This is a genomic window from Spirosoma sp. 209 (genome assembly GCF_002006735.1).
GTDB lineage: Bacteria > Bacteroidota > Bacteroidia > Cytophagales > Spirosomataceae > Spirosoma > Spirosoma sordidisoli.
Window position 1 is genome coordinate 637,893 of record NZ_MVEC01000001.1, and the last position, 25,714, is coordinate 663,606.

Consider the following 25,714-nt stretch of genomic DNA (forward strand, 5'->3'; position numbering starts at 1 on the left):
GTGCGATGTCGTGAAGAGGCTATGTGGTGGGAACGGGCTAGGCCAACCCCACTGACTCGACACCTGCACCGACTCCACCTTAATAACCGATTGAAATAGAGTAGCCTACCGACACCGCAACACCCCGGTTGCGTACGTTTACGTTAACGACCGGCACCTGTACCTGCCGCGTAAAACCGTGTGTATAGCGACCTTCAATGAAGAACTTACCGGCACCGGCATCCATGGCCAGGCCCAGACCACCTACTGCGCCTACGTCCCAGCGGTTCAGCATGGACCCGTAGTTGACATCGACATCGATCGGCTGGGTCGTGATGAGGGCCGTACCCCGGGTCCGTACCCGTCCGTCGAGGGTGTAGCTAATGGCGGGACCGGCAATGAAGTACGGCTGAACGGGGCCGTCGGTCAGGTTTACCTTGGCCAGCAGCGGCATTTCCATCGTTTGGGTCTGGTAGGCAATGCGGGCTCCGACCGTCAGCGGAAAGCCGCCCAGGTTCAGCTCAAAGCCTTCCTTGACCATGAACCCTTTCTGTACGTAGGCAATTTCGGGCCGGATCGAGACGCGCTCGCTGATGGGGAAATCGAGGAAGATAGCTCCCGTTGGGCCCGGCGATGGGTGAAAATCCGGGGTAAAGCTGCCCAGAAACTCAGGTTTCGAGGCAAAAGCCCAGTTCGCACCGCCCCGGATGCCAACCTGAACCTGAGCTATAGTATCTTGAGCCCCTAGTAAGCCCAACGCAATGAGACCGGCAAGCACAATTCGTTTCATGACTGTAAGCGAAAAAAATGGTTAATGGTAAAGCTGAACGAGTTTGTGTAGAGTGTCGGCAATAGGCGTTGGGAGTAGCGGGGTTTGTTGCGTTGTTCGTGGGTTGGATAGAGGTCGAGGAAAAAGGATTAATCCAGTCCGAATATTTTTGTGCGGCCACTCGCTTCAGGCTCGCTGACCCGTTCTTTTCGGACCGCGAACCGTTGTATTTTTTCTTGAAAACATTGTAGTGATCTTTTATCTTTACTGATTACCGACACCTTTACCTGTGATGAAGTACGTTAAACCGACTAAATACAGTTACCTGCCTAAGTTCCTGATGCCGCTGGATGTGTTAGGGCTTTTTGAATGCGACCCGTTTGGTAGTTCACTGTTAATCAGACGGATACTGATTGGTATAGTAGGCTGGCTAACGTACGCACGCTACACGGTGGTGAACCGGATTCAGATCGAAGGCACCGAACATCTCGAGAATCTGCCCATCAACAACGTTCTGTTTCTGTCTAATCACCAGACGTATTTTGCCGATGTGATTGCGTTTTTCCACGTCTTCTGCGCGGTGAAGTGGGGCTTTCAGAATACCCTGCTGCCGCCGGTCTACCTGCTGGGCCCCCGGGCGCGTCAGTACTACGTAGCTGCCTCAGAAACGATGCAGAAGGGAATTATACCGCGCATTTTTGCGGCTGGGGGGGCGCTGACCATCGAGCGGTCATGGCGGGCCGAGGGGCGTGAAGTACAGCGGTCGGTCGATACCTCCGCCAATGATAAAATTGCCAAAGCACTGGCGCACGGCTGGGTCGTAAGCTTCCCGCAGGGCACAACCAGCCCGTTTGCGCCGATCCGTAAGGGAACGGGTCACCTCATCAAAAATAATGAACCGATTGTGGTGCCGGTTGTCATCAATGGCTTTCGGCGGGCCTTCGACAAGAAAGGGTTGCGCTTCAAAAAACGGAATACCCTGCTGACAGTTCGCTTCAAAGCACCCATGCAGATCAGCCCCGACGATAGCGTTGACGACATCGTTGCCAAAGTTCGTCAGGCTATCGAGCAGGAAACACCGGCCTGGGTGAAATAAGACCGTACCCGGTACTCAGGGTACCGTTACAGAAGCCAGCGGAAGAAGATGTAGAGGGTAAACGAAAGCAGCACCGACACGGGCAGCGTAAGTACCCAGGCCAGGGCTATGTTGCGAACCGTACCCGCCTGCAGGTTTTTTATCCCTTTGTTGGCCACCATACTACCGGCAATCCCCGACGACAGCACGTGGGTTGTACTGACGGGCAGCTTAAGCCACGAGGCCAGTCCGATCATGAACGCAGCCGTCAGCTCGGCCGAAGCGCCCTGGGCGTAGGTCAGGTGCTGCTTCCCAATCTTCTCGCCTACCGTTACTACAATCCGGCGCCAGCCGATCATCGTTCCCAGCCCCAGCGAGAGCGCAATCATCAGGATAACCCACAACGGGGCGTAGTCGGTGAACCGGCGCAGCCCGTTTTTTTCGCCTAGATTTTCTTTCAGGGTGGCCAGCTGATTGGCACTCAGGTTGGCCCCTTCATCTTCGGCAATTTTGTTCATGTTGCTGTTGATCAGCAACAGATCCCGCCGAACGTCGAGCCGTTTCTGCTGCGGGATGCCGTTCGTGACGCTATCGGTATTGACCATTGTTTTTAGCTCGGTCAGTTCGGTGCGGGTACGGGCCAGGCGGGCACGGTTGACGGGCGCCAGCTGGTTCGAGTCAAGGGCCGCAATGGTCTGCTCGATCCGTTCGATATTAGGCTGCAGCAGGCGCGGGTCAAGATCCGGCTTTACCGCAAACTGAAAGGGTACAATACCGATCAGAATGAGCATGATCAGGCCAACACCTTTCTGACCGTCGTTGCTGCCGTGAAAGAAACTGACCAGCGAGCAGGTAACGATCAGAATACCCCGAATCCACGATGGAGGAGGAGTATTCTTCTTGGGTTCCTTGAAGAGCTGATCTTTGGTTTCTTCGGGCACTATCCGCCGGATGAGGAACATCAGAATAATAACCAGGCTGAAACCCAGCAGGGGCGACAGCAGGAGCGCTTCGCCCGTTTCGACGGCTTTTTCCCAGTTGACCGCCGATCCTGCGTTGTTGTCGGGCATGGTTGAGAAGGCCAGCCCAACGCCCAGAATCGAACCGATCAGGGTGTGGGAACTGGAGCTGGGCAAACCGAAGTACCAGGTGCCCAGGTTCCAGACGATAGCACTCAGCAGTAACGCCAGCACCATGGCCACGCTATGGTACACGTTCTGGTCGACCAGCAGTTCGACCGGCAGCAGATTGACGATACCCATGGCCACCCCAATGCCGCCCAGCAGTACCCCCGCAAAATTGCAGATACCCGACCAGACTACGGCAACGGTTGGTTTCAGGGAATTGGTATAGATAACGGTAGCTACCGCATTGGCGGTATCGTGGAAGCCGTTGACAAACTCAAAAGCACAGGCAGCAAATAAGCTGATAAACAGGAGGATAAAAACATCCGTTTCTAATCCAAACATGGAGAGGGAATCTTCAGTGACAGGCCCACGACCAGATCGTAAGCCAATGATTGCCACAAAAGTAAGCTAAACACAGCGAAGCCATATTACCAAATTGTTAAGTAGAGACGCAACCGCCCGGCCCTTGCGTCTCATGCGCATCAGCCATCTCATGCGTCAACAACCCTACGCGTCAGCTATCATTCGCAATAATTATAAAACCAGCATACTAACTGACTCCGCCCACTGGCTACGACGGGCTGTCGTTAGCGAGTAGGCGGAGTCGATTAGTTGGGGTTTTATTGCTGACGCGTGTAAGGGGCTGACGCGTGTGAGACGCAAGGGGTTGCGTCTCTACGCATCTGATTGTAGAGACGCAACCCCTTGCGTCTCCCATGCGTCAGCCCCTCCCATGCGTCAGCAATAGACAGCCCGGTAGGAAACCCACCCTTTCGGCCATCGCGTCTCTACGTTACGATTTGCCGGCCAGCTGGCCGCAGGCGGCATCGATATCTTTGCCACGGCTACGACGGACGTTGACCGTTACGCCTTTGTCTTCGAGGTAGCCCGCAAACCGGTCCAGCGTCTGCGGATCGGTATTCTTGAAATTAGCTTCGGCGATGGGGTTGTATTCGATGATATTGACCTTAGCCGGTACGCGCTTGGTGAACTTCCAAAGCTCCTGCGCATCCTGCAGGGTGTCGTTGAAATTGTAGAAAAGGATGTATTCGAACGTGATCCGGGTGCCGGTCTTTTTGTAGAAGTAGCCCAGCGCATCGCCCAGGGCCTGAAGCGTGTTGCTCTCATTGATGGGCATGATGGTATCGCGCTTCTGGTCGTTGGCCGCGTGCAGCGACAGCGCCAGGTTGAACTTCACCTGGTCGTCGCCCAGTTGCCGGATCATCTTGGCGATACCCGCCGTCGATACCGTAATGCGCTTCGGTGACATACCCAGGCCGTCGGGCGAGGTAATCCGGTCTACCGACTCCAGCACGTTTTTGTAGTTCAGCAGCGGCTCGCCCATACCCATGTAGACGATGTTGGTCAGGGGCGAATTGTAGGCGTCTTTAGCCTGCCGGTCAATGGCCACCACCTGGTCGTAGATCTCAGCCGCGTCGAGGTTACGTTTGCGATCCATGTAGCCCGTGGCGCAGAACTTACACGTCAGCGAACAGCCCACCTGACTCGATACGCAGGCCGTCATCCTGTCCATGTCATCAGTGCGTAAGGCCGGAATCAGCACCCCCTCTACCAGATTCCCGTCAAACAGCCGAAACGACGACTTGATCGTGCCGTCGTTACTGCGCTGCTGCTGGTCGACCGTGAGCGGCCTTATTTCGTAGTGGGTGTTGAGCAGTTCCCGCGTCGATATCGACAGGTTCGTCATCTGTTCGAACGACTGCGCCGACTTTTTCCAGAGCCACTCGTGTATCTGTTTCGCCCTGAAGCCCTGCTCGCCCTGTTGCACGAGCCACTCTTTCAGCTGAGCCGGGCTGGTCTTACGGATGTCTTGTTTCATAAGCTATCTGAGTGATCGAGCGAATTCGTTGTGGGTCGATTCCCGCCATCGGCCGGGCTCAGTCCATTAATTACTCAATCGCTCACTAAACGTCTTTCCCGCTTCTACTCCTTTCGGTACCCAAACGGCGGCCTTGTCCATGATTTTAGGAGCAACGGGCACTACGTACGGATACAGGAAGGCATTCTGGGTATGTTTTGCGGGCATTTTGACGCCCATATAGCTTAACAACCACAGAATCACACTAATTCCAAACAGCCACGTAAAAAGACCGACGGCCGCACCGGCCACACTATCGAACGTGCCGAGAATGGTGTACTTAAGCGACCGCCGAAGCGCGAAGCCCATCTGGTTGACCAGAAATATGGTCGGAAAAAAAATGACCGAGAACCCCATCCAGGGAAGCAGTTTACGGGCCAGCTCGCGGCTGATGTACGGGCTCAGCAGATCGATTCCGAAGGCCAGGAACTTGAACCCTACAATCATGGCCACAATAAACGCAATGACCGCAACGATCTCAACCAGGAGGCCTTTGCGGTAGCCGTTGAACGCGCCCCAGGCCAGGGGTATAATCATGAACAGATCGAGAGCAGACATAGGGGCGTGGGGCAAAACATGCGCAGGGCTGGCGTAACGAGTCAGGAACCGGGCGTCAGGCTACGTACCCTACAACCCGACTCCTGACACCCGGCTCTTACCCGCCTGCCAGCAGGGTACGAACCAGGGCCGAAATGGCTTTCCCGTCGGCCTGACCAGCCAGTTCTTTGGTAGCCACCCCCATGACCTTACCCATATCGGACGGTACCGAAGCTCCCAGCCGGGTCATGATAGCCTGAATCGTTTCTTTCAGCTCGCTGTCGGAGAGTTGCTTGGGCAGGTACTGTTCAATGACCGCAATTTCAACTTCTTCTACGGCCAGCAGATCGGCGCGGTTCTGCTGCCGGTAAATATCGGCCGAGTCTTTGCGCTGCTTCACGGCCTTGGTCAGAATCCGGGTTTCATCGTCCGGCTTCAGCTCGCCGGTGCCGCCTTCTTTGGTTTCTTCGAGCAGAATCATCGACTTCACCGCGCGCAGGGCCCGCAGTTTGTCCTGATCCTTAGCCAGCATGGCCTGCTTGATATCGGCGTCAATTTGTTGTTTGAGAGACATGATCGTATGGAATGATTGTGCGAATCAGTGAATGGGTGATTCAGACCTTTCAGCAATCGCTGAACCTTCAGCCTGGCCGCAAAGTTACGAAACCAGCAGAGCCATTCATTCAATTACTCATTCGCTCAATCGCTAATTCAAAAAAATGACTCGTCTCTCTGTCAACATCAATAAAATCGCGACGATCCGCAATGCGCGGGGCGGTACGAATCCGAACTTGGTACAGGTGGCCCTCGACTGCGAACGGTTTGGCGCGCAGGGAATCACGGTACACCCCCGCCCCGATGAGCGGCATATCCGCTACCAGGACGTACTCGATCTGCACGAGGTCGTTACTACCGAATTTAACATTGAAGGCAACCCCGACCAGCGGTTTATCGAACTCGTGAAACGGGTTAAACCGGCACAGGTTACCCTCGTTCCTGACGCACCCGATGCCATCACCTCGAACGCGGGCTGGGATACCATCCGCCATGCCGATCACCTGCGGCAGCTGATCGATACCTTTAAAGCCGACGGCATTCGGGTGTCGATCTTTGTCGATGCCGACGAGCGGATGGTCGACGGAGCCAAAGCCGTAGGAACCGACCGGATCGAACTCTATACCGAACCTTACGCTACGCACTACGCGGCCGATCGCGAAGCCGCCGTTGCGCCTTTTGTCCGGGCAGCCCGGCGGGCGCAGGAAGCAGGACTGGGACTGAACGCCGGCCACGACCTGAGCCTCGATAACCTGCGTTTCTTTGCCGAACGGGTACCGGCTCTGCTCGAAGTATCGATCGGTCACGCCCTGATCTGCGACGCGCTCTATTTCGGCCTCGAAAACACCATCCAGCTCTACAGACGGTGCCTGGAATAATGGCCTGGCCCGTCAAGGCCGGAACATACAGTAACTGAGTCGGGGGCGAGGCCAGCCGCTAAACCCCGGCGCGCCGGGCAGCGGTCGGGAACCATAGCCAGCCGTTGGGGTTTATGCTACATCATGCAGCTTTCTGTCGATGCGTTTTTAGAACAGGCCCGGAACCTGCCCGTGATCGATGTGCGGTCGCCGGGCGAGTTTGCCCAGGCCCACATTCCGGGGGCGGTCAATATCCCGCTTTTTGACAATGACGAGCGGGCCCGCGTAGGCACCCGCTACAAACAGGCCGGGAAAGACCATGCGGTACTGCTCGGGCTGGAACTGGTCGGTCCCAAACTGGCCGGATTCGTCAAACAATCCCGTAAGCTGACCAACAGTCACGGCGGCAACGTGCTGGTTCACTGCTGGCGGGGCGGCATGCGCAGCGGCTCGTTTGCCTGGCTGCTGCAAACCGCTGGCCTCAGCCCGGATACTCTGGCCGGCGGCTACAAAGCCTACCGAAACGCCGTACTCACCGACCTGGCCCAGCCGCGCCAGCTGATCATCCTGGGTGGTAAAACCGGTAGCGGTAAAACCGACATCCTGAAAGAACTGGCCCGGCAGGGCGAACAGATCATCGACCTGGAAGGCCTCGCCCATCATAAAGGATCGTCGTACGGCGCCATCGGGCAGCTGCCCCAGCCCTCATCGGAGCAGTTCGAAAACCTGATTCACAACGACTGGCGACGGCTCGACCCCAGCGCCCGCATCTGGCTCGAAGACGAGAGCCGGAACGTAGGCACCTGCTTTGTTCCTATGGCGCTGTGGCAGCAGATGCGGCTGGCCCCGGTTGCCTTCGTCGACGTACCCAAGCCGGTCCGGATCGAGCGGCTGGTACAGGAATATACCGGTATCGACCACGCCCTGCTGATCGAAGCCACCGAACGCATCCGCAAACGGCTCGGCGGCAAAGTAACCAAAGACGCCCTCGACGCCCTGGCCCGGTACGACTACGCCACCGTGGCCGACCTGACGCTCGACTATTACGACAAGGCGTATCTGCACGGGCTTTCTCACCGCGACCCCGCCATGATCCATACCGTTCAGGTGCTGGCCAACGATCCGGCGCAGACCGCCCGGGAACTCATCGACTGGGCCAACACCCAGGCCCGCTAACCGACCCGTTCATGATCAACTACCACAACCGACGGTTTCGCAGCGTGTCGAACTCCCCCACTGGCGAGGTTTCGGGCGAGACCGTATTTCAGTATTTTCAGCAGGATGATCTTGTCTGGGCTACCTACCAGGGCGGGTCGATCCGGTTCGGTACGCTGACGGGCCTCGTCGGACCCGATGGCTCGCTGCGGTTTACGTACCAGCACGTGAACAACCAGAACGAACTGATGACGGGCCACTGCAAATCGACCCCCGATCAGCTCCCCGACGGGCGGCTGCGGCTCAGCGAACGCTGGCAGTGGACCAGCGGGACCCACGCTGCCGGCGAGTCGGTTATCGAAGAAATAGCGGACTGATCGTTGGCGGGCCAGACCGGCAACTCCCTCTTCCAGCAACGATCTATACAGGGGCCATAACAAATACGGAGCAACCCAGGCGGGCTACTCCGTAAGACACCATCTACTGTAAACGAACAGTTGCGTTTTACTCGCTCAGGTTTTTCAGGTAAGCGATGCTCAGCGGCACCTGCTTATCTTCCTGGTTGCTCTCGTCTTCGATGTAATAGTGCCGGATACCAACTTTTTTGGCCAGCTTCAGCACCTGGGGCATATCGACCTGGCCTTCGCCCAGTACCACGTCGTTTTCGGGCGGGGTGCCGCCGGTCAGGTCGCCTTTGATCCCTTTCTTGAGGTCTTTGAGGTGCATGAGTTTCCAGCGACTACCGTATTTGGTCAGTAGTTGTACCGGATCGGCCCCGCCGTGGGTGGCCCACAGGAGGTCCATCTCGAACGAAACATACTTGGGGTCGGTGTTTTTCACGATATAGTCGAAGAGCGTACCGTCCTGATACGGCTGAAACTCGTAGCCGTGGTTGTGGTAGCAGAAGGTCAGTCCGTTATCGGCCAGGATCTTACCCACCCGGTTGAAGTCCTGAACGGCTTTCTGCGCGTTTACCAGCGTAAAGTTGCCCTTCTCGTGCGGAATCCAGGCGACCATAACGAACGACGCGCCCAGCGCTTTGGCCCGTTTCACCACCTCTTCGGGTTCTTTAACAATGAGGTCGTAATTGGCCCCGGTCGAGGTTACTTTGATGCCCCGTTCGTCGAGCAGCTTCTTAAACTCCTCGGCCGACATCCCTTTCGGTGGCCCGCCTTCTATTTCTTTGAAGCCGAGCGACTTGATCAGGTCCAGCGTTCCGACTACATCTTTCGGAAACTGGTTGCGGTAGGTATAGGTCTGGAGCCCCAGCGGAAAGGTGTACAGGGCCTTACCCGACTGGGCCAGTGCGCTGGTCAGGCCGAGCCCGTTCAGGCCGAGCAACAGGGCCGCGGTTGCGAACAGCCGGCGTGTGGTTTTGTAAAGCATAAAAACGGTTACAGGTTTTTCTTTTTAAGTTGATCAACGGCATAATTAGCCGCCCGCGCCGTAAACGCCATATAGGTCAGCGATGGGTTCTGGGTCGAGGTCGAGGTCATGCAGGCGCCGTCGGTAACGAACACGTTCTTGCAGTGATGCAGCTGATTCCACTGGTTGAGGAGCGATGTTTTCGGGTCTTTGCCCATACGAACACCGCCCATCTCATGAATGTCGGCCCCCGGGTTCGAGTGGGTGTCAACGGCTTTGATGTTCCTGAACCCGGCCAGGGTAAACATCTCGGTCATCTGCGTCATAAAATCGACCACCATTTTGTCGTCGTTCTCTGACCAGCCAGCCGCCGTAATCAGCTGTGGAATACCGTATTTGTCGGTCCGGGTGGGGTCGAGCCGGACGTGGTTTTTCTCGAGCGGCACGGTTTCGCCCTGCATCCAGCCGCTGATGTGCCACGGGCCCAGCTTCGGGTTCAGCAGCCGTTCTTTGAGAGCCAGGCCCATGCCTTCCTGGTTCTGGCTCAGGTTGCGCCCCCCGCCAACGCCCGTTGCGTAGCCCCGCAGAAAATCCATTTCCTGCTTATATAGGTTTCGGAAGCGGGGAATGTAGCCGTTGCTGGGGTTCTTGCCGTCGGTGGTTTTATCGGGGAAGCCGTCGTACTGGGCCGAGATCTTGCCCCGGTAGTTATGCCAGGCAATGTATTTCCCGAGCAGGCCGCTGTCGTTACCCAGTCCGTTCGGGAACCGGGTCGAAATGGAGTTCAGCAGAATCAGGTTACTGTTCAGGGCCGAGCCGTTGACGAAGATAATGTTGGCGTAGAACTCCATCATCTGCAGCGTATTGGCATCGACCACCCGCACGCCCGACGCACGGCCTTTCTTTTCGTCGTAGATGATCGAGTGTACGACCGAATGGGGCCGGAGGGTCATCTTTCCGGTGCGTTCGGCCCACGGCAGCGTTGAGGCATTGCTGCTGAAATAGCCTCCGAACGGACAGCCCCGCACGCATAAAGTCCGGTGCTGACACTGCGCTCGCCCCTGGGCGGTATGGATCGGCTGTGGTTTGGTAATGTGCGCGCATCGGCCCTGAATCAGCTGGCGGTCTTTATAGTGCTGCGCAATGGTGCCCTGCAAATGCGTTTCTACGCAGTTTAGCTCGATAGGCGGCAAAAACTCACCGTCGGGCAGGTTGGGCAGACCATCTTTGTTGCCGGAGATCCCCGCAAACTTCTCTACGTAGCTGTACCAGGGGGCCAGATCGGCGTAGCGGATGGGCCAGTCGACGGCGAATCCATCACGGGCGGGCCCCTCGAAGTCGAAGTCGCTCCAGCGCTGGGTTTGCCGGGCCCACAGCAGCGATTTGCCCCCCACGTGGTAGCCGCGGGTCCAGGTAAACGGCTGCTCCTCAACAAAGGGTTGCTCGTCGGGTTTGATGGCCCAGTGGACGGTATCTTCCCGCATGAACGAGCGAATGTTACCGTACTGAGCCCGCACCGCCAGGGGTAGCTGGCCGCGGTGTTCGAGCTCCCAGGGGTTCAGGTTGGCGGTTGGGTAGTCGGTCACGTGTTTCACATCCCGCCCCCGTTCCAGCACCAGCGTTTTCAGGCCTTTGCCGGTCAGTTCCTTGGCAGCCCAGCCTCCACTGATTCCCGAGCCGATGACAATGGCGTCATAGGTCATGGCCGGGGTAGCATCAATCGCAAAATTTGCCATGGTTGATCAACGGTTATCGGATAGCGACGGGGGCTGGTACGCAGCCGTAGTAGTGACCCGGTATCATGGTGTAGTTCAGAAATTTCGTCATGACGTACTCGGAGGTGGTATATCCCTGAACGGTCAGGTTCTTGACCAGCGCAAAAAACGCATGACGGTCCGGCTCGGTCGATTGCTCAACGGCCGTCAGCAGGGCTGTTCGCTGGCTGGTGTCGCAGTCCTGAAACGAGCGGCTGTAGGTGGCCCGGGCAGCGCTTTCGAGGGCATCCAGACCGGCGCTCAGACTTTGTTGCACCGCTGGCTCGTAACAGTCGGCGACCATTTTCTGCACGAAGTCAGAAACCCCCAGATCTTTGGCACCGGGCGTATCGGAAGCGGGAATGAGCGTATCGACAAACCCGGTCAGAACAGCTGCCTGCAGCGGGGGCAGTAGCGGCTGCGCGGTCTGCACCGCAGCGGGTGTCCAGGCGTTGGCCCAGGCAGGTAATACCAGCAAACCACCGGTGGCCAGCGCCATGTGCCGGAGTGCAACTCGTCTTTCCATACAACGCCATCGGCAAGGGTAAGGAGCTTTGCCGTGTTGTACAAAGTAGTCTATCTTACAGGCCTACTTATCGGCCCGGCAACCCGTCGGGCAGCTCCTGCGGTACTAGTTCACCCCGGGCCGCCAACACCGATCCCGGTGCCGAAAAACAGGTCTACACCAGCTTATCGGGTGTGATGGGCAGTTCGCGGATGCGCTTGCCAGTGGCTTGGTAAACGGCGTTGGCAAGCGTATCCGCGGAGCCAGGCTGACAAAGCAGCGAGTGGAGCGTACTGGTGTTATCGTTTTTTCTTCACCGTGGCGCTGGACCGTCTGATCACTTCGCGCTTCGGGAAAGCGATCCGCCAGACGGCGAGGGGTGTCTTCTGACCACCGAAACAGGTTTGGCAGATTATGTTCTCTGTCGGTACGGCCGCGTTGTAAATGAAGAGCGTATCGGCAACTTTCTGGATATTCGAGATCTGGGGCAGCTTCTGCTCGGCATTGTAGAGGTAAGCGTCCAGCACTTCGCGCTCTTTGGGGTTCAGTCGTTTGTTTTGTACATCGGCCGCGCTGAGCAGGCTGATCGTAACGCCGTACCGCTCTTCAATGGCCCGGGTGCGCGGCAGGTTGGTCAGCTGGCAGAGGCTGGCCCGAGCGGCAGGCTGGGTAGCTTTCTGGAGTTCGGTAGCCAGTTCTTTCTGCACAACGGTACTGATTCGTTCGCCAAAGACATTGACCGTTTCAACCATGTCGGCGTTGGTGATGCGTTTTATTTTCTTGTCGGCCATTTCCTGCTTCAGCTCGTTTGTGTACTTCACCCGTTCGGGATCGCAGGCAGACAGGCTACTCAACAAAAATAGGCCGGTAAGTAAATGAGGGACGTTCATGGGGTTACGCTGGTTTATAGAGTTATAACACGTTCGATAGGTCAACGGTTGCAGCCAAGGCCATACGCCGGAATTTTCGTATTTTTGTCCATATTTTATCTGTCATCCTCTGGTTACAGCCTGGCAACCCCTGCCTTGCTTTTGTGATCCTGGTTAGGACAACAATCAATCAATATGCTCGATCAGTTAGAAGCCATCAGCGAACGCTTCAATGAAGTAGCTCAGCAAATTGTGCAGCCCGAAGTCGTTTCGGACCAGAAGCGCTTTATGAAGCTGAGCAAAGAATATAAAGACCTCGAAAAAATCGTGACGCAGTACCGGGCTTACACCCAGCTGCTCGAGGAGATCGACAACGCCAAGCAAATCGTTGCCACCGAGAAAGACGAAGAGTTCCGGGAGCTGGCCAAAGCTGAGCTGGACGAACTGCTGCCGCGCCGGGAGCCACTGGAAGAGCTGCTGAAGGAGATGCTGATTCCGAAAGATCCGAACGATAGCAAAAACGTGATTCTGGAGGTTCGGGGCGGTACCGGGGGCGACGAAGCGGCCATCTTTGCCGGCGATATTTTCCGGATGTACCAGCGTTTCTGCGAGAAAATGGGCTGGAAAATGACGCTCGTCGACTTCACCGAAGGAACGTCGGGTGGTTATAAAGAGATCATCGTCGAGATCGAAGGCGAAGACGTGTACGGTAAGCTCAAGTTCGAGTCGGGTGTTCATCGGGTGCAGCGCGTACCGGCTACCGAAACTCAGGGCCGTATCCATACCTCAGCCGCCAGCGTGGCCGTACTGCCCGAGGCCGAAGAAGTCGATATCGACCTGAACATGAACGACATCCGCAAGGATACGTTCTGTTCGTCGGGCGCGGGTGGCCAGTCGGTAAACACGACCTACTCGGCGGTTCGGCTTACCCACATCCCAACGGGGCTGGTGGTGCAGTGTCAGGATGAACGCTCGCAGCTCAAAAACTTCGACAAGGCGCTGACCGTTTTGCGGTCGCGTCTGTACGAGATCGAGTTGCAGAAGCATAACGACGCCATTGCTTCGCAGCGCAAAACGATGGTCGGCAGTGGCGACCGCTCCGACAAAATCCGAACTTACAACTACCCGCAGAGCCGCGTTACCGATCACCGCATCGGCCTGACGGTTTATAACCTGCCCGCCGTTATGGATGGCGACATCGGCGAGTTTATCGAACAGCTGCGCATCGCCGAGAACGCCGAACGGCTCAAGGAAGGCGCAACGGCGTAGCGGTTTTTTCTGTAAATTCGGGATCAGCGATGGCCCGTCAGGGCCCAAACAGCATAGCGTCGGTAGCCTCGTTCGAGATCGGGATCAGCGATGTGCCGTCAGGTACACAACAGCATAGCGTCGGTAGCAATCGTTCGGGGTAAGCAAATACAATGTGCCGTAGGTACATAACAGGTTAGGTACCTACGGCACCTGTTCACATCCGAAGGCTTTTCTCTACCGACGCTGCGCTGTTGCGGCCCTGACGGGCCATGAATGATCCCGAAACACGAAACGAGGCTACCGTCTGCTACCGACGCTGCGCTGTTGCGGCCCTGACGGGCCAGGGAAAAATCCGGATTTCATAAAACAAACCCGATCGGCTCGCGAGCTGGTCGGGTTTGTTTTTGAAGTGTACCGGCCTATACCGGTGACCTCCGCCGACGAAAACAAAACGAACCGGAACGGAGTATCTAGTACAACGTATTCCGCACGATTTCTGCGCCGGAGAATACCATACCGAACGACCAGACACTTCACATGAAAAAGAGCACCGCGAAACATATTGGCCGGATTTTGCTGGGCAGCAACCTGGTTTTTGCCGGCGTCAGTCACCTTACGTTTGCCCGAACCGATTTCCGCGCGCAGGTGCCGGATTGGGTGCCTTTGCCCGTAGATGATACCGTGATCTACTCGGGACTGGCCGAAATAGCCCTCGGCACGAGCCTGATTCTGGCCAATGAACAACAGCAGCAAACGGTAGGCCGGGTGGCGGCTGCTTTTTTCGCGGCTGTTTTTCCGGGTAACATCTCCCAGTATGTGAACCGGCGCAGCGCGTTCGGTCTGGATACCGATCGGAAGCGGTTTGTCAGGCTCTTTTTTCAGCCGGTGCTGATTGCGTGGGCGCTGAAGAGTACCGACAGGGAGTAAACAACCCGCTAAAAATTCCCGTCAAATACGGCGCCCGTCTTCAGGTCTTTCAGGGAGAGCGAATTGACCGTGCCGATACCCGCAAACCGGATCTTGACACCGTAAATCCGGCGCAATGGCCTGGTGTACCGGGTTTTGTAGACTTCCCGGTTGTCGATAAAAACAACGGCTTCTTTACCGACAACCCGCAGCGTCAGCCGCCCGCCCGACCGCAAATCGGCGCCCAGAAAGCTCAGATCGTCCCGCTGTCCGTTTTTCAGAATATCGGAATTCTGAATGTTGATCCAGTGGGCGCAGCCGGGCTTCATTACTTCAAAGATATGCTGCGACGACTCGCCCCAGACCGTAAGGCCTACCTGCGAGCAGCGAACCCCCGCCCGGTCGGGCGATGATTTCACGTAGGCGGTTAGCTCGAAATTGTCGCCGTCGATGGCTGTGGCGTGGCTGTTGATGAACTCCATAAAAAAAGTACGGTTTGTGTCGATGCCGGCATGAGCCGCCTGCAGGGCACTCACACTCCGCTTGCCGCCGGTAAACAGGCCATCGACCTCGATGGGGTATACCCGGCTGGAGTCGTGCATCATATTGGCCGTTACTGTCCAGCCCTTGGTCTTCAGGAAAATAGTTGCCGTATCGACATTGACGCCATCCTGCTGTAGAACGGCGAAGTAGCGCCCCGGCCGCTCGTAGTAGTGGGTGTGCAGGCTGTCGCTGGCGTTCAGGGTCTCGCGCTTGCCGTCGCCAAACAGAACCGTATAGGTAGCTGACTCGGTAGCCCCCGCTTGCTGGAGCACAAAAACCGCCGAATGGGGATTTTCGCCCAGCGGATTCCGGCAGATAAGCCGGGCGGGTTCGGTAGTGGCCGGCTGCGGACGTACGAGCCAGAGCACCAGCACACTTCCGAGAATACCTAGTCCTGCCAGCCATATCCACGACCAGCGCGTCGGCTTCCGAGTCGGCACAGCGTCCTGTATACGGCTGCTGGTCGGTTCGGGCGGGGTCTCCGGTTGTATAAGCGCAACCGAACGCCGGCTGGTCTGCCGGGCTTCCCAGTCCTGTACGTCGACAAAATGGTCCCAGTCCGGATGACCGATGTAGGCTGCCAGGGCGTCGCGGGTGGCTTTCTGCGGGTAATAGCGCGAGTCGGTTTTGATTTTTCCGAAGATCCGCTTCAGGGTATTGGGGCTGATGCGTACGTGCGTTTGCCTGAAAAGGATATGACTCAGGGTCACGTAATCGCTATTGGTCCAGGTCTCGCTGTTGGGTTTGCCGTAGGTTTCGCTCACCCGCCGACAACAGACCTCCAGAAACGCAAACGCGTTGGCTTTTCCGGGTTGTCCATTTTCCGTAATCATACAGGATAGCTATCTGTTTATCAGCGAGTTGACTTGTTCATAATTTCGATTAACAAAATGGGTAAGCTCAACCCATCCTCTTCGTATAATGCAACTTTACCTTTACATACTCGTACTCAAAACAACCCCTAAGCCGACCTAAGTAGTACGAAACTTATAAATATCTGAATATTATGCGACAAAAACGTGTACTGTACTGCGTCGTCTCACTGGGCCTATGGGTGCCGCTCCTGGCGCAGGCCCGCCCGGCGGGGTCGCCTGCCACCCGGGAACCTGCCCACCTCGTAACCGGGCTCCGTCCGATCGAGGCCAGCCTAACCCGGGAACCCGCCCAATCAGCCAGTACCCGTCGGCAACAGACCGACGACCGGATTATTACGGGTACCATCAGCGACGAAAAAGGGATAACGCTACCCGGCGTCAGTGTCCTGCTTAAAGGTACGCAACGCGGAGCGGTAACCGACACCAAAGGTATGTTTCAGCTGGCAGTACCCGACGGAGCGGCCACGCTGGTCATCAGTTTTGTTGGCTATCTGAGCCAGGAAGTTGCCGTTGGCAGCCAGACAACGATTACCATTCAACTCGCTCCCGACACCAAAGCCCTGGAAGAAGTGGTAGTCGTCGGGTACGGTACCCAGCGGAGAATAGAAACCACTGGTGCCATTGCCTCGGTCAAAGCCGCCGACCTGCTGCAAACGCCCGTGGCCAACGTTGCTCAGGGCTTGCAGGCACGGGTGGCGGGCGTGCAGATAACCCAGAATTCGGGCGCGCCGGGCGGTAACGTCAGCGTCAGGATTCGGGGTACCAACTCGATCAACGGCAGCTCCGAGCCTCTCTACGTGATTGACGGGATTCAGATTGCCAACTCGGGCGGCATTACCGACGTAAGCCCGCTCTCGCAGATCAACCCGAACGATATTGAGTCGATCGAGGTGCTGAAAGACGCATCGTCGACGGCCATTTACGGCGCCCGGGCGGCCAACGGCGTCGTGCTGATCACCACCAAACGGGGTAAAGATGGCGCTACGCGGGTCAGTTACGATGGCTACGCGGGCGTTCAGCAGGTCAACAAAACCCTCGACGTACTGAACGCGCAGCAGTTTGCCCAGCTCGAGAACGAAGTCTACAAACGGCCCATCTACGCCAATCCCGGCAGCCTCGGCGAAGGTACCGACTGGCAGAACCTGATCTTCCGGCAGGCGCCCATCCAGAGTCATCAGCTTTCGGTCACGGGCGGCAATCAGAAAACCCAGCTGGCACTGTCGCTGAATTACTTCGATCAGCAGGGCATCATCAAAAACTCAAGCTTCACGCGGTATTCGTTCCGCTCCAACCTCGACCACCGGCTCACCGACCGCATCAGGATCGGCACCAGCCTGTATTACGGCTATTCGATCAACAACGGCGTCAACGTGGGCGGTACGGGCTCCGACGTAACCAGCAGCCGCGCGGGTGTACTCGGTGCCGCGGTGGCTGCCCCGCCGACGCTAACCCCCTACCGGCCCGATGGCAGTGTTTTCCCGTTTCAGGACCAGATGAACGGGCAGTATCAGGAGGTCACCAACCCGCTGAACTTTATCATTCCCATCAACCGGCAAACGACCCAGCGGATTCTGGCCAATGTATACATCGACGTTGCCGTATTCAAAGGGTTTACCTACCGCCCCAGCTTTAACGTCGACCTGGGCAATACGCTGGCGGAGTTCTACTCGCCCCTGTCGCTGCTGAGTCAGTCGCAGCTGGCATCGGGGGGCGGCAACGCGTCCAACACGACCTCCTTCGGGCGGACCCTCCTGCACGAAAGCATATTTACGTACCGCACCCGCCTGGCTCAGGATCATACCCTGACCGCTACCGCCGTACTGGCTACCCAGGCCAACGTAGACCAGCGCTACAACCAGACAGCCCAGAACTTCCCCAACGACATTACCACCAACAACTCCGTAGGCCTGGCCGTAACCCAGCGCATCGCCAGCGACAAAAGTAAATCGCGGCTCGACTCGTATCTGGGCCGGATCAACTACGGCTATAAGGATAAATACTTCCTCGATCTGACGGCCCGGGCCGATGGCTCCAGCAAGTTTGGGGAGAACAACAAGTACGGTTTTTTCCCGGCTGTTGCTGCGGCCTGGCGCATCGTAGAGGAGCCGTTCATGAAGTCGGTGCCGGTTGTTTCTGACCTGAAACTGCGCGGCAGCTGGGGTATTACCGGCAACGCCGGCGCCATCGACCCCTACAAATCACTGGCTACGGTCAGTGCCTCGGGGCTGAACTACAACTACAACCATAACCCGGTTACCGGCATCAACCCAACGGCTATTCCGAACCCCGACCTGCAATGGGAGCGCTCGACCCAGGTCGATATCGGCCTCGACGTCAGCCTGTTCAACAACCGCCTGTCGCTGGTGGCCGACTACTACAACAAGCGCACCGACAACCTGCTGTTCGAGAAGGTATTGCCCATGTCGTCGGGCTACACGGCACTGACCGGTAACTTCGGGTCGATCCAGAATAAAGGGCTGGAGCTGGCGGTTAACGGTCGCATTATACCGGGCGGAGGCCGGGGGCTGCAGTGGGATGCATCGGCCAACGTCACCTTCAACCAAAACGAGGTACTGGCCCTCGACGGGGTTCTGGAAGAGCTGCCCCGCTCGGCGTTTGCGCTGCTCAAAGTTGGTTACCCCATGGGGCTGTACCGCACCTATCTGTTCGACGGCATCAGCCAGACCGGCGAAACCATCGTGCCGGGCTACGACGGCCGGGTGGGCGGTCATAAGGTCAAAGACGTCAACGGCGACGGTACCATCACAGCCGCCGACCAGCTGATTGTCGGTAACGCCCAGCCAAAGGCTATTTTCGGCTTCTCCTCCTCGTTCCGGTACCGGGGTTTTGATCTGAACCTGTTCATGCAGGGCGTACAGGGCAACAAGCTGATGAACCTGTTCCGGTACACCTTCGAAACGGCGCTGGGCCAGCAGAACGTGCTGGCGGGTCTGGCCAACCGCTGGTCGGCAACGAATCCCAGTAACGAGTATGCCAGCGGATTTCAGGGCGGGCGGCTGCCTGTTTCGGACCGGTACGTAGAAGATGCCTCGTTTGTGCGGCTGAAAAATATCTCGCTTGGCTATACGCTGCCCCGGATCAAAGGCATCAGCCAGATTCGGCTCTACGTCAGCGCCAACAACGTCTTCACGCTCACCAATTATACGGGTTTCGACCCGGAGGTAAACAACTTCGGTAACGCCACCACCCAGTTTATCGACAACGGTACCTACCCCATTGCCAGGTCGTATCTGGGCGGGTTGCAGGTCACATTTTAAAGGTTTTCACCCGTTCATTCATCGTCTGTCCATGAAGAAACATATTCTGCTGCTGCTGGCCCTGTCTGGTCTGACCGTCTCGTGCAGCAAACTGGAAGAATCGGTGTATTCGTCCATTTTCACGACCAACTTTTACAAAACGGCCTCCGACGCCGAAGCGGGCATTGCGTCGGTAGCGGGCTCGCTGATCAACCTCTACGGGTTTCCGCTCGTGGCGGTGTCGGATTTTGCCGCCGATCAGGCCTATCCGCGCGCCGTTGTGGGCCGCAACACCATCACCCTGTTTTCGTATGATCCGTATTACACGGCTCAGCGCAATTCGGGGCGTCACGAAACCGAGGGGCCGCAGGGGGTCTGGCGGTTTAGCTACAAAGGCATCGAGAACGCCAACTGGGTCATCGATCGGGTGCCCGCCATCCAGATGGACCCGCAACGCCGGACCGAGATCGTAGCCGAAGCCTATGCGCTGCGGGCTCTCTACCACTGGACGCTCACCAAAACCTTTAACGAGGTGCCGGTAAAAACCCGCCCCAGCACCAGCGAAACCGAAGCCCTCGTCACCAAAAGCCCGCGGGCCGACGTGTACAAACAGATCTACAGCGATCTGGACCAGGCCATTGCCGGCTTGCCATCGTACTCGGCCAGCCTGGTCAAAGGGCGGCCCTCCAAAGAAGCCATTCAGGGTCTGTATGCCAAAGTAGCGCTGTACAACGAAGACTGGCCCAAAGCCCTGCAACTGGCGCAGGCCACCATCAACTCGGGCAAATACGCGCTCCTGCCGAACGTGCTGGACGTGTTCGACGTAGACAAGGAAGACGCAGCCCGGATCGAGAACATGTGGGCCGTTGAGGCCGATCGGGTAACCCCCAGCCGCTGGCTCACCGTCATGGGCATTGCCGGCCCCCGAAACAGCTCCGGCCCCGACTATGCCAAAGTATCCTTCGGCTCGTGGTTTGCGTACCAGTCGTTCTTCAACTCGTTTTCGCCCACCGACAAACGGCGGCAGCTGCTGGACACGACCTACCGCGACGTATCGGGCAAACTGGTGCCACAGCGCGATATTACCCCGATTACGCCCAGAGGGGTGCTGATCCGAAAATACCGCGACCCCAACTCGATCGGCGAAGCCAATAACTGCAACTTCCCGATTATTCGTCTGGCCGACGTGTACCTGGTAGCAGCCGAAGCCGAAGCCCGCCAGAATGGCGCCACCGCCCTGGCCTACGGGTATATCAACACCGTTCGTCGGCGGGCGGGGCTGCCCGATCTGACGCCGGGTCTGAGCAAAGACGCCTTCGTTGCCGCCGTGCTGCAGGAGCGCTCCTGGGAGTTGTTTGCCGAGGCCGACCGCTGGTTTGATCTGACCCGAACCAATACGTTCCTGACCGTGATCCCCAAAGCCGTAAACGACGTCTACCCCACCCGGACACCCCAGCCCAAGCACCGCTACTACCCCATTCCGCTGGAGGAAATCCAGGCCAACCCCCGGCTGACTCAGAACGCGGGCTGGGAGTAGGTCCCGTTATCAAACGCTCATTCTCAACTTATTTTTCAATGAAACAGTACATTCTTTCGGCCTGCCTGGCTGGATGGCTGCTGATGCGCCCCGGCGTATCGCTGGCACAGCCCAAAAAACAGCCCTCATTCAGCGGCATCTACCCACAGCTGGCCATGTATAACAACGAAGGCGAGTGTGGAACGGGAGCCGTTGTTCCCTGGGCAGGCCGGCTCTGGGTAATTACCTACGGCCCGCACCTACCGTTTGGCTCGTCGGACAAACTCTACGAAATAACCCCCGACCGGAAGCAGATTGTCCGGTCAGAAAGTATCGGCGGAACCCCCGCCAACCGGATGATCCATCCCGAAAGCAACCAGCTTTTTATTGGCCCCTACGCCATAGACAGCAAAGCCCACGTTCGGGTTATTCCCTACAGCGCCATGCCAGGACGCCATACCGGTAATGCCCGACACCTGACCGACCCGAAAGACAAGATCTACTACGCCACCATGGAAGAAGGCTTTTACGAAGTAGACGTAAACAGCCTGACGCCGACCCTGCTGTACGAAGACGGGAACCTGAAGACCAAAAAAGAGTCGGACGAGTCGAATAACCTGCAAAACAGCCTCCTGCCTGGCGCCCACGGCAAGGGCGCCTACTCGGGCCAGGGCGTGCTGGTCTACTCGAACAACGGCGAACCGGGTCCCAAAGCGCTGGCCCAGTTCGACGTAGATGCCGGCTCGCTTTCGGAGTGGAACGGCAAAGACTGGACCGTTGTCCGCCGGAATCAGTTCGTTGAAGTGACGGGCCCCGGGGGACTCTACGGCAACAAAAACCCCGCTACCGACCCCATCTGGGCCACCGGCTGGGACCATAAATCGGTGTTGCTGGGCGTACGGGACAGCCGGGCCGGGTGGCGTTTTTTCCGCCTTCCCAAAGCTAGCCATGCCTACGACGGCGCCCACGGCTGGAACACCGAATGGCCCCGGATCCGCGATGTTGGCACGGCCGCCCAACCCGATTACCTGATGACGATGCACGGCATGTTCTGGCGGTTTCCGGGCACCTTTAGCGCTACCAGCACGGCCGGTATCAGACCGCGGTCGGCCTACCTGAAAGTCATCGGCGACTACGCCCGCTGGAACGATCAGCTGGTGTTCGGCTGCGACGATTCGGCCCAGAAAGAATTCCTCAACAAGCGGAAGACCAAAGGCAACCTCGAAGGCCCCGGCCAGTCGAACTCCAACCTCTGGTTTACGCCCCTGACCCTGCCCGATCAGCTCGGCCCCGCAACGGCCGAAGGCGCTGTCTGGCTCAACGAATCCGTTAAGGCCAGCGAACCGTCAGAACCGTTTCTGTTTGCAGGCTGGGCCAACCGCTCGGCCTGGGTTCAGAATACCGGCGCCCAGCCGATACAGATTACCTTCGAGGTCGACAAAACCGGACAGGGTACCTGGACACCCCTCCAAACCGTTGCCGTTGGCGCCCGTCAGTCGGCCTACACCGCCTTTGGTACCGACGCCCCCGGCGAGTGGATTCGGGTTCGGTCGGACAAAGCCACCACGCTATCGGCGCAGTTTACGTACTCGGCAACCGATACCCGCAGCACCGCCCCCAGGGCCCTGTTCTCGGGCCTCAGCTCCGTATCCAGCGCCAGTACGGCGGGCGGTTTGATGTACGGTCTGGGCAACAACCGGCGGGCGCTGGGTCTGGCGGCACTGTCGTACCAGGGCGGTCAGGCTACCGATGTCGGCTATTATGAACTGAACGCCGGTATGCAGCTCGTTCGGAAAGAAGACGCCGGGGTGCTGGACGTGATCAAGGATAAATTCGCCATTCCGAAGCAGGTGGTAACGATCGATGAGTCGAGCGTGCTGATCGTCGATGACAAAGGCCGTCGCTGGCGGCTTCCCCTTGGCCATGCAGATTTTACGCCCCTGACCAACCAGGCAGCCCTCCGCATCTGCCGGGAAGTATCGACCGAGCGCGACCTGCTCAACTGCCACGGCACCTTTTACGAACTACCCGCCGAAAATGCCGACGGCTACGCCAAGATGCGACCGGTGGCGTCGCATACCCTGCGCATCAACGATTATGCCTCGTACCGGGGCCTGCTCGTCATGACGGGCATCGACCTGAAAGCGGCCGGTAAAAATCCGCATATCATCGTCTCGGACGATAAAAAAGCGGCCGTCTGGGCGGGGGCCATCGATGACCTCTGGCAACTGGGCAAACCCACCGGACAGGGTGGCCCCTGGAAAAACACCGCCGTCAAAGCCGACGAAGCGTCCGATCCGTACCTGATTGGTTTTTATGACCAGCGCAGCCTGCAGCTCTCCCACAAAGCGACCCAGCCCGTAACGATCACGGTCGAAGCCGATCCGGTCGGCACGGGGGTCTGGATGCCGTACAAGTCGTTCACCGTGGCGCCCGGCCAAACCGTCGATTACAAATTCCCGGCCGGTTTCCAGGCTCGGTGGGTCCGGTTCAAAGCCGATAAAGCCTGCCAAGCGACTACCCTGCTCCAGTACCGCTAGCGTAGCTGCTAACCCCGAATCATCGGCCACGTACTACACAGTTGTAGGTACGCGGCCGATGATTCGTTATCAACGCGGGAAACGCTACATCCCGTCAGCTGCCAAACTGGTCGACCCTACTGTAGCTTAACCTTGAACCGACCATTCCGGAAGCGGGCTGTCGGGGCCGCGTCTGCGTTGGCAGGCCGCGTCGTATCTCGAGCCAGGGTAATATCGAAGGTTCCTTCAATTTCGGCCAGGACAGTATCATAGCGGGTTATGGCCAGCGTGCCGGACTGGGTCGCGTGTGGTCGATACTGATCCTGTATCACATCGCCCCCAATCAAGGTTATGTTGCTGGCACTTACCCGGCCTGCGACGGCCGAAGAGCAGGGCTGCGCCGGAGCAAAGGTATACTGCCCCACGGCCCGGGGGATTCGGCTGAAATTCAGGCTCTGGGTTCCGCAATCGACGCAGAACGCCGGTGCCTGCACCCGCGCCCCTTTTGGATGGGGGTAACGGCTTGTTATGGATAACGTAAAGGTGTTAACGGCGCAGGGGTCGTTCTGAACGTTCGGCTGCCAGGCCGTGGCTAGCCCATCCCACGGCTGATCATTCAGTAAAGCACGGGTGTTTGCCCCGAGGTCCGGATTAGGGCCGTCTTTGCCGCACGACATAGCGCCCATCAACATACACCACACCAGTCTGTAGAGTCTCATAGCCCGGTCTTTACTGGAACAGACCCCTACCCGGTCAGAAACGTTGGAACCAGCGGGCGTATCACTAACAAAATCCGGCTCGGGCTGCGTTTGACCAAACGCTGTTGACCGACAACAACCTGATAACTGAACAGGATCAGACTGCTGGGCAGCTAAACCACGGAACAGCGTTGACTTATCGGCATCGGGCGCGTTGATCCCGTCAGAACTGGAAATAGATGAACGAACTGCTGCTTTTCTGGCTCAGCACCACCAGCAGTAACAGCCCCGCCCAGCCTGCGCTCAGCACCCACCACGGCAACCGCTTTGCCTGCTCGGCCACCGACGTATTCCGCATGAGCCAGTGGCAGCCGACCAGCCCAACCGTTACAACACCGACCGTCAGAAGTGCCGTGTTGGTCAGCATAGGAGGCCCGTTGCTTATCACCCCGAACATAGACAGCAGGAGCAGCATAGACCCGTCGAAGGTTGGCGCGCGAAAAAAGACCCAGGTGATATTGACCAGAAAGAGCGTCAGCAATACCAGTCCGAAGCGGGCCAGGGGCGCGACCAGCGAAGCCGGTACCACCGAGGCCCGGCTCATCACGGCGCCGTCGGCCATAGGTATGGTGGTCTGCCGGTTCGCAAACCCCTGCCGGATCAGCCGTTCTGCGCACAGAAACAGCCCGTGTAAGGCGCCCCAGACCACAAACGTCCAGGAGGCTCCGTGCCAGAGCCCGCCTATGAGCATGGTCACCATCAGGTTGATATACGTCCGGACGGGGCCTTTCCGGTTGCCACCGAGCGGAATGTAGAGGTAGTCGCGTAGCCAGGTCGAGAGGGTAATGTGCCACCGGCGCCAGAAGTCCTGAAAGCCCATGGCCGCGTATGGATACCGGAAGTTGTCGGGCAGTACGAATCCCAGACAGAGCGACACCCCGATGGCACAGGTCGAGTAGCCCGCGAAGTCACAGAAAATCTGCGACGAAAAGGCCAGCACCCCCATCCAGGCGTCGAGCGTCTGTACCGGAAACGGCAATGAGAATATCAGATCGGCCGTGTCGGCCAGCAGACCATCGGCTACGGTCACTTTCATGAACAACCCCAGCGACAGCAGAAACAGCCCCCAGCTCAGTTGCTGGGCGGTGGCCCGGCGTGGGGTTTCGAACTGCGGAATCAGATCTTCGGGCCGCACAATCGGACCGGCCACCAGGTGCGGAAAGAAAGTAACGAACAGCGCAAAGTTCAGGAACGACGGCTCGGGCGCGAACTTACGGCGGTACACATCGAGCGTGTAGGAAAGCGTGACGAAGGTATAGAACGAAATGCCGACCGGCAGAATGATATCAGGCTGAGCAGCCTGAAACGCAATACCCATTGCCGACAGCAAGGCCGTAAAGTTGTCGAGTAGGAAACCGCCGTATTTGAAGTAGCTCAGCATACCGAGGTTCAGCACGAGGCTAACCGTCAGCAGGAGTTTCCGGCGCAGGGGCCGCTCCTCTCCGCCAATCAGGCGGGCCATGTAAAAGTCGACCACCGTTGAAAGCCACAGCAGCAGAATAAAGGGCGGGTTCCAGAGGGCGTAGAAGAGATAACTGGCCAGCAGCAGGTTAATTTTCTTCGTTCGCCAGGCCAGCGGCAGATTATGCAGCCCCAGAACGACCGCGAAGAATACAATGAAGGTGTAGGAGTTGAAGACCATATCAGGAAGAACGGCGGTAGA

At 57.8% G+C, this 25,714-nt stretch carries 21 protein-coding genes; 9 read left to right on the plus strand and 12 right to left on the minus strand.

Annotation, left to right across the window (positions count from 1 at the left end):
* Positions 1-79: 79 nt before the first annotated feature.
* Complete coding sequence (locus B1C80_RS02760) at positions 80-769, minus strand: porin family protein (protein ID WP_077919505.1); 690 nt, start codon at positions 767-769, stop codon at positions 80-82.
* Positions 770-1,040: 271 nt separating this feature from the next.
* On the opposite strand from B1C80_RS02760, the gene B1C80_RS02765 reads away from it, so the two are divergent.
* The gene (locus B1C80_RS02765; protein WP_077919506.1) at positions 1,041-1,844 is read left to right on the plus strand and encodes a 1-acyl-sn-glycerol-3-phosphate acyltransferase; all 804 of its coding nucleotides are present in this window, start codon (positions 1,041-1,043) and stop codon (positions 1,842-1,844) included.
* A 26-nt stretch (positions 1,845-1,870) separates the two neighbouring features.
* Here B1C80_RS02765 and B1C80_RS02770 read toward each other — a convergent pair whose 3' ends face one another.
* The 4 genes from B1C80_RS02770 to B1C80_RS02785 all read right to left on the minus strand — a co-directional run bounded on the left by B1C80_RS02770 (position 1,871) and on the right by B1C80_RS02785 (position 5,940).
* Positions 1,871-3,292, minus strand: a complete 1,422-nt coding sequence (locus tag B1C80_RS02770) for an inorganic phosphate transporter (protein WP_077919507.1) — start codon at positions 3,290-3,292, stop codon at positions 1,871-1,873.
* 451 nt (positions 3,293-3,743) lie between these two features.
* Positions 3,744-4,790 (minus strand): 23S rRNA (adenine(2503)-C(2))-methyltransferase RlmN, encoded by a 1,047-nt coding sequence (rlmN, locus tag B1C80_RS02775; protein ID WP_077919508.1) that lies wholly within the window; start codon positions 4,788-4,790, stop codon positions 3,744-3,746.
* Between the two features lie 66 nt (positions 4,791-4,856).
* Positions 4,857-5,387 carry a CvpA family protein gene (locus tag B1C80_RS02780; RefSeq protein WP_201723543.1) on the minus strand — a complete coding sequence of 177 codons (531 nt, stop codon included), beginning with the start codon at positions 5,385-5,387 and terminating at the stop codon, positions 4,857-4,859.
* Between the two features lie 97 nt (positions 5,388-5,484).
* A complete protein-coding gene (locus B1C80_RS02785; RefSeq protein WP_077919509.1) occupies positions 5,485-5,940 on the minus strand; it encodes a GatB/YqeY domain-containing protein in 456 nt (151 codons plus the stop codon).
* A 145-nt stretch (positions 5,941-6,085) separates the two neighbouring features.
* Here B1C80_RS02785 and B1C80_RS02790 point away from each other — a divergent pair, with 145 nt between their 5' ends.
* The 3 genes from B1C80_RS02790 (at position 6,086) to B1C80_RS02800 (ending at position 8,310) form a co-directional block, all read left to right on the plus strand.
* Positions 6,086-6,799, plus strand: a complete 714-nt coding sequence (locus B1C80_RS02790) for a pyridoxine 5'-phosphate synthase (RefSeq protein WP_077919510.1) — start codon at positions 6,086-6,088, stop codon at positions 6,797-6,799.
* 123 nt (positions 6,800-6,922) lie between these two features.
* Complete coding sequence (mnmH, locus tag B1C80_RS02795; RefSeq protein WP_077919511.1) at positions 6,923-7,954, plus strand: tRNA 2-selenouridine(34) synthase MnmH; 1,032 nt, start codon at positions 6,923-6,925, stop codon at positions 7,952-7,954.
* A gap of 11 nt (positions 7,955-7,965) precedes the next feature.
* Positions 7,966-8,310, plus strand: coding sequence for a n-acetylglutamate synthase (locus tag B1C80_RS02800; RefSeq protein WP_077919512.1), 345 nt, complete (start codon positions 7,966-7,968; stop codon positions 8,308-8,310).
* Positions 8,311-8,437: 127 nt separating this feature from the next.
* Here the strand turns inward: B1C80_RS02800 and B1C80_RS02805 are convergent, their stop codons facing one another.
* From B1C80_RS02805 to B1C80_RS02820, 4 genes are all read right to left on the minus strand, one after another.
* Positions 8,438-9,319 carry a sugar phosphate isomerase/epimerase gene (locus B1C80_RS02805; protein WP_077919513.1) on the minus strand — a complete coding sequence of 294 codons (882 nt, stop codon included), beginning with the start codon at positions 9,317-9,319 and terminating at the stop codon, positions 8,438-8,440.
* 8 nt (positions 9,320-9,327) lie between these two features.
* A complete protein-coding gene (locus B1C80_RS02810; protein ID WP_077919514.1) occupies positions 9,328-11,034 on the minus strand; it encodes a GMC oxidoreductase in 1,707 nt (568 codons plus the stop codon).
* Positions 11,035-11,047: 13 nt separating this feature from the next.
* Positions 11,048-11,578 carry a gluconate 2-dehydrogenase subunit 3 family protein gene (locus tag B1C80_RS02815; protein ID WP_236648571.1) on the minus strand — a complete coding sequence of 177 codons (531 nt, stop codon included), beginning with the start codon at positions 11,576-11,578 and terminating at the stop codon, positions 11,048-11,050.
* Positions 11,579-11,856: 278 nt separating this feature from the next.
* Positions 11,857-12,447, minus strand: a complete 591-nt coding sequence (locus B1C80_RS02820) for a hypothetical protein (RefSeq protein WP_077919516.1) — start codon at positions 12,445-12,447, stop codon at positions 11,857-11,859.
* Positions 12,448-12,621: 174 nt separating this feature from the next.
* On the opposite strand from B1C80_RS02820, the gene prfA reads away from it, so the two are divergent.
* Positions 12,622-13,695: a peptide chain release factor 1 gene (gene prfA / locus B1C80_RS02825; protein ID WP_077919517.1), complete on the plus strand. Its 1,074-nt coding sequence runs from the start codon at positions 12,622-12,624 to the stop codon at positions 13,693-13,695.
* A 519-nt stretch (positions 13,696-14,214) separates the two neighbouring features.
* Positions 14,215-14,604: a hypothetical protein gene (locus B1C80_RS02830; protein ID WP_077919518.1), complete on the plus strand. Its 390-nt coding sequence runs from the start codon at positions 14,215-14,217 to the stop codon at positions 14,602-14,604.
* Positions 14,605-14,612: 8 nt separating this feature from the next.
* On the opposite strand, the gene B1C80_RS02835 is transcribed toward B1C80_RS02830, so the two are convergent.
* On the minus strand, positions 14,613-15,959 hold the full coding sequence (locus B1C80_RS02835; protein ID WP_077919519.1) for a hypothetical protein: 1,347 nt from the start codon (positions 15,957-15,959) through the stop codon (positions 14,613-14,615).
* A 173-nt stretch (positions 15,960-16,132) separates the two neighbouring features.
* On the opposite strand from B1C80_RS02835, the gene B1C80_RS02840 reads away from it, so the two are divergent.
* The 3 genes from B1C80_RS02840 to B1C80_RS02850 are packed head-to-tail and all read left to right on the plus strand — an operon-like array spanning position 16,133 to position 23,314.
* Entirely contained in the window at positions 16,133-19,279 is a 3,147-nt protein-coding gene (locus B1C80_RS02840; protein ID WP_236648572.1) for a TonB-dependent receptor, read from the plus strand.
* Positions 19,280-19,310: 31 nt separating this feature from the next.
* Complete coding sequence (locus B1C80_RS02845) at positions 19,311-20,795, plus strand: RagB/SusD family nutrient uptake outer membrane protein (RefSeq protein WP_077919520.1); 1,485 nt, start codon at positions 19,311-19,313, stop codon at positions 20,793-20,795.
* A gap of 38 nt (positions 20,796-20,833) precedes the next feature.
* Positions 20,834-23,314 (plus strand): hypothetical protein, encoded by a 2,481-nt coding sequence (locus tag B1C80_RS02850; protein WP_077919521.1) that lies wholly within the window; start codon positions 20,834-20,836, stop codon positions 23,312-23,314.
* Positions 23,315-23,430: 116 nt separating this feature from the next.
* Here B1C80_RS02850 and B1C80_RS02855 read toward each other — a convergent pair whose 3' ends face one another.
* Together B1C80_RS02855 and B1C80_RS02860 are read right to left on the minus strand one after the other, a co-directional pair.
* Positions 23,431-24,012 carry a hypothetical protein gene (locus tag B1C80_RS02855; protein ID WP_139361569.1) on the minus strand — a complete coding sequence of 194 codons (582 nt, stop codon included), beginning with the start codon at positions 24,010-24,012 and terminating at the stop codon, positions 23,431-23,433.
* A gap of 202 nt (positions 24,013-24,214) precedes the next feature.
* The gene (locus B1C80_RS02860) at positions 24,215-25,693 is read right to left on the minus strand and encodes an MBOAT family protein (protein WP_077919523.1); all 1,479 of its coding nucleotides are present in this window, start codon (positions 25,691-25,693) and stop codon (positions 24,215-24,217) included.
* Between the last annotated feature and the right edge of the window lie 21 nt (positions 25,694-25,714).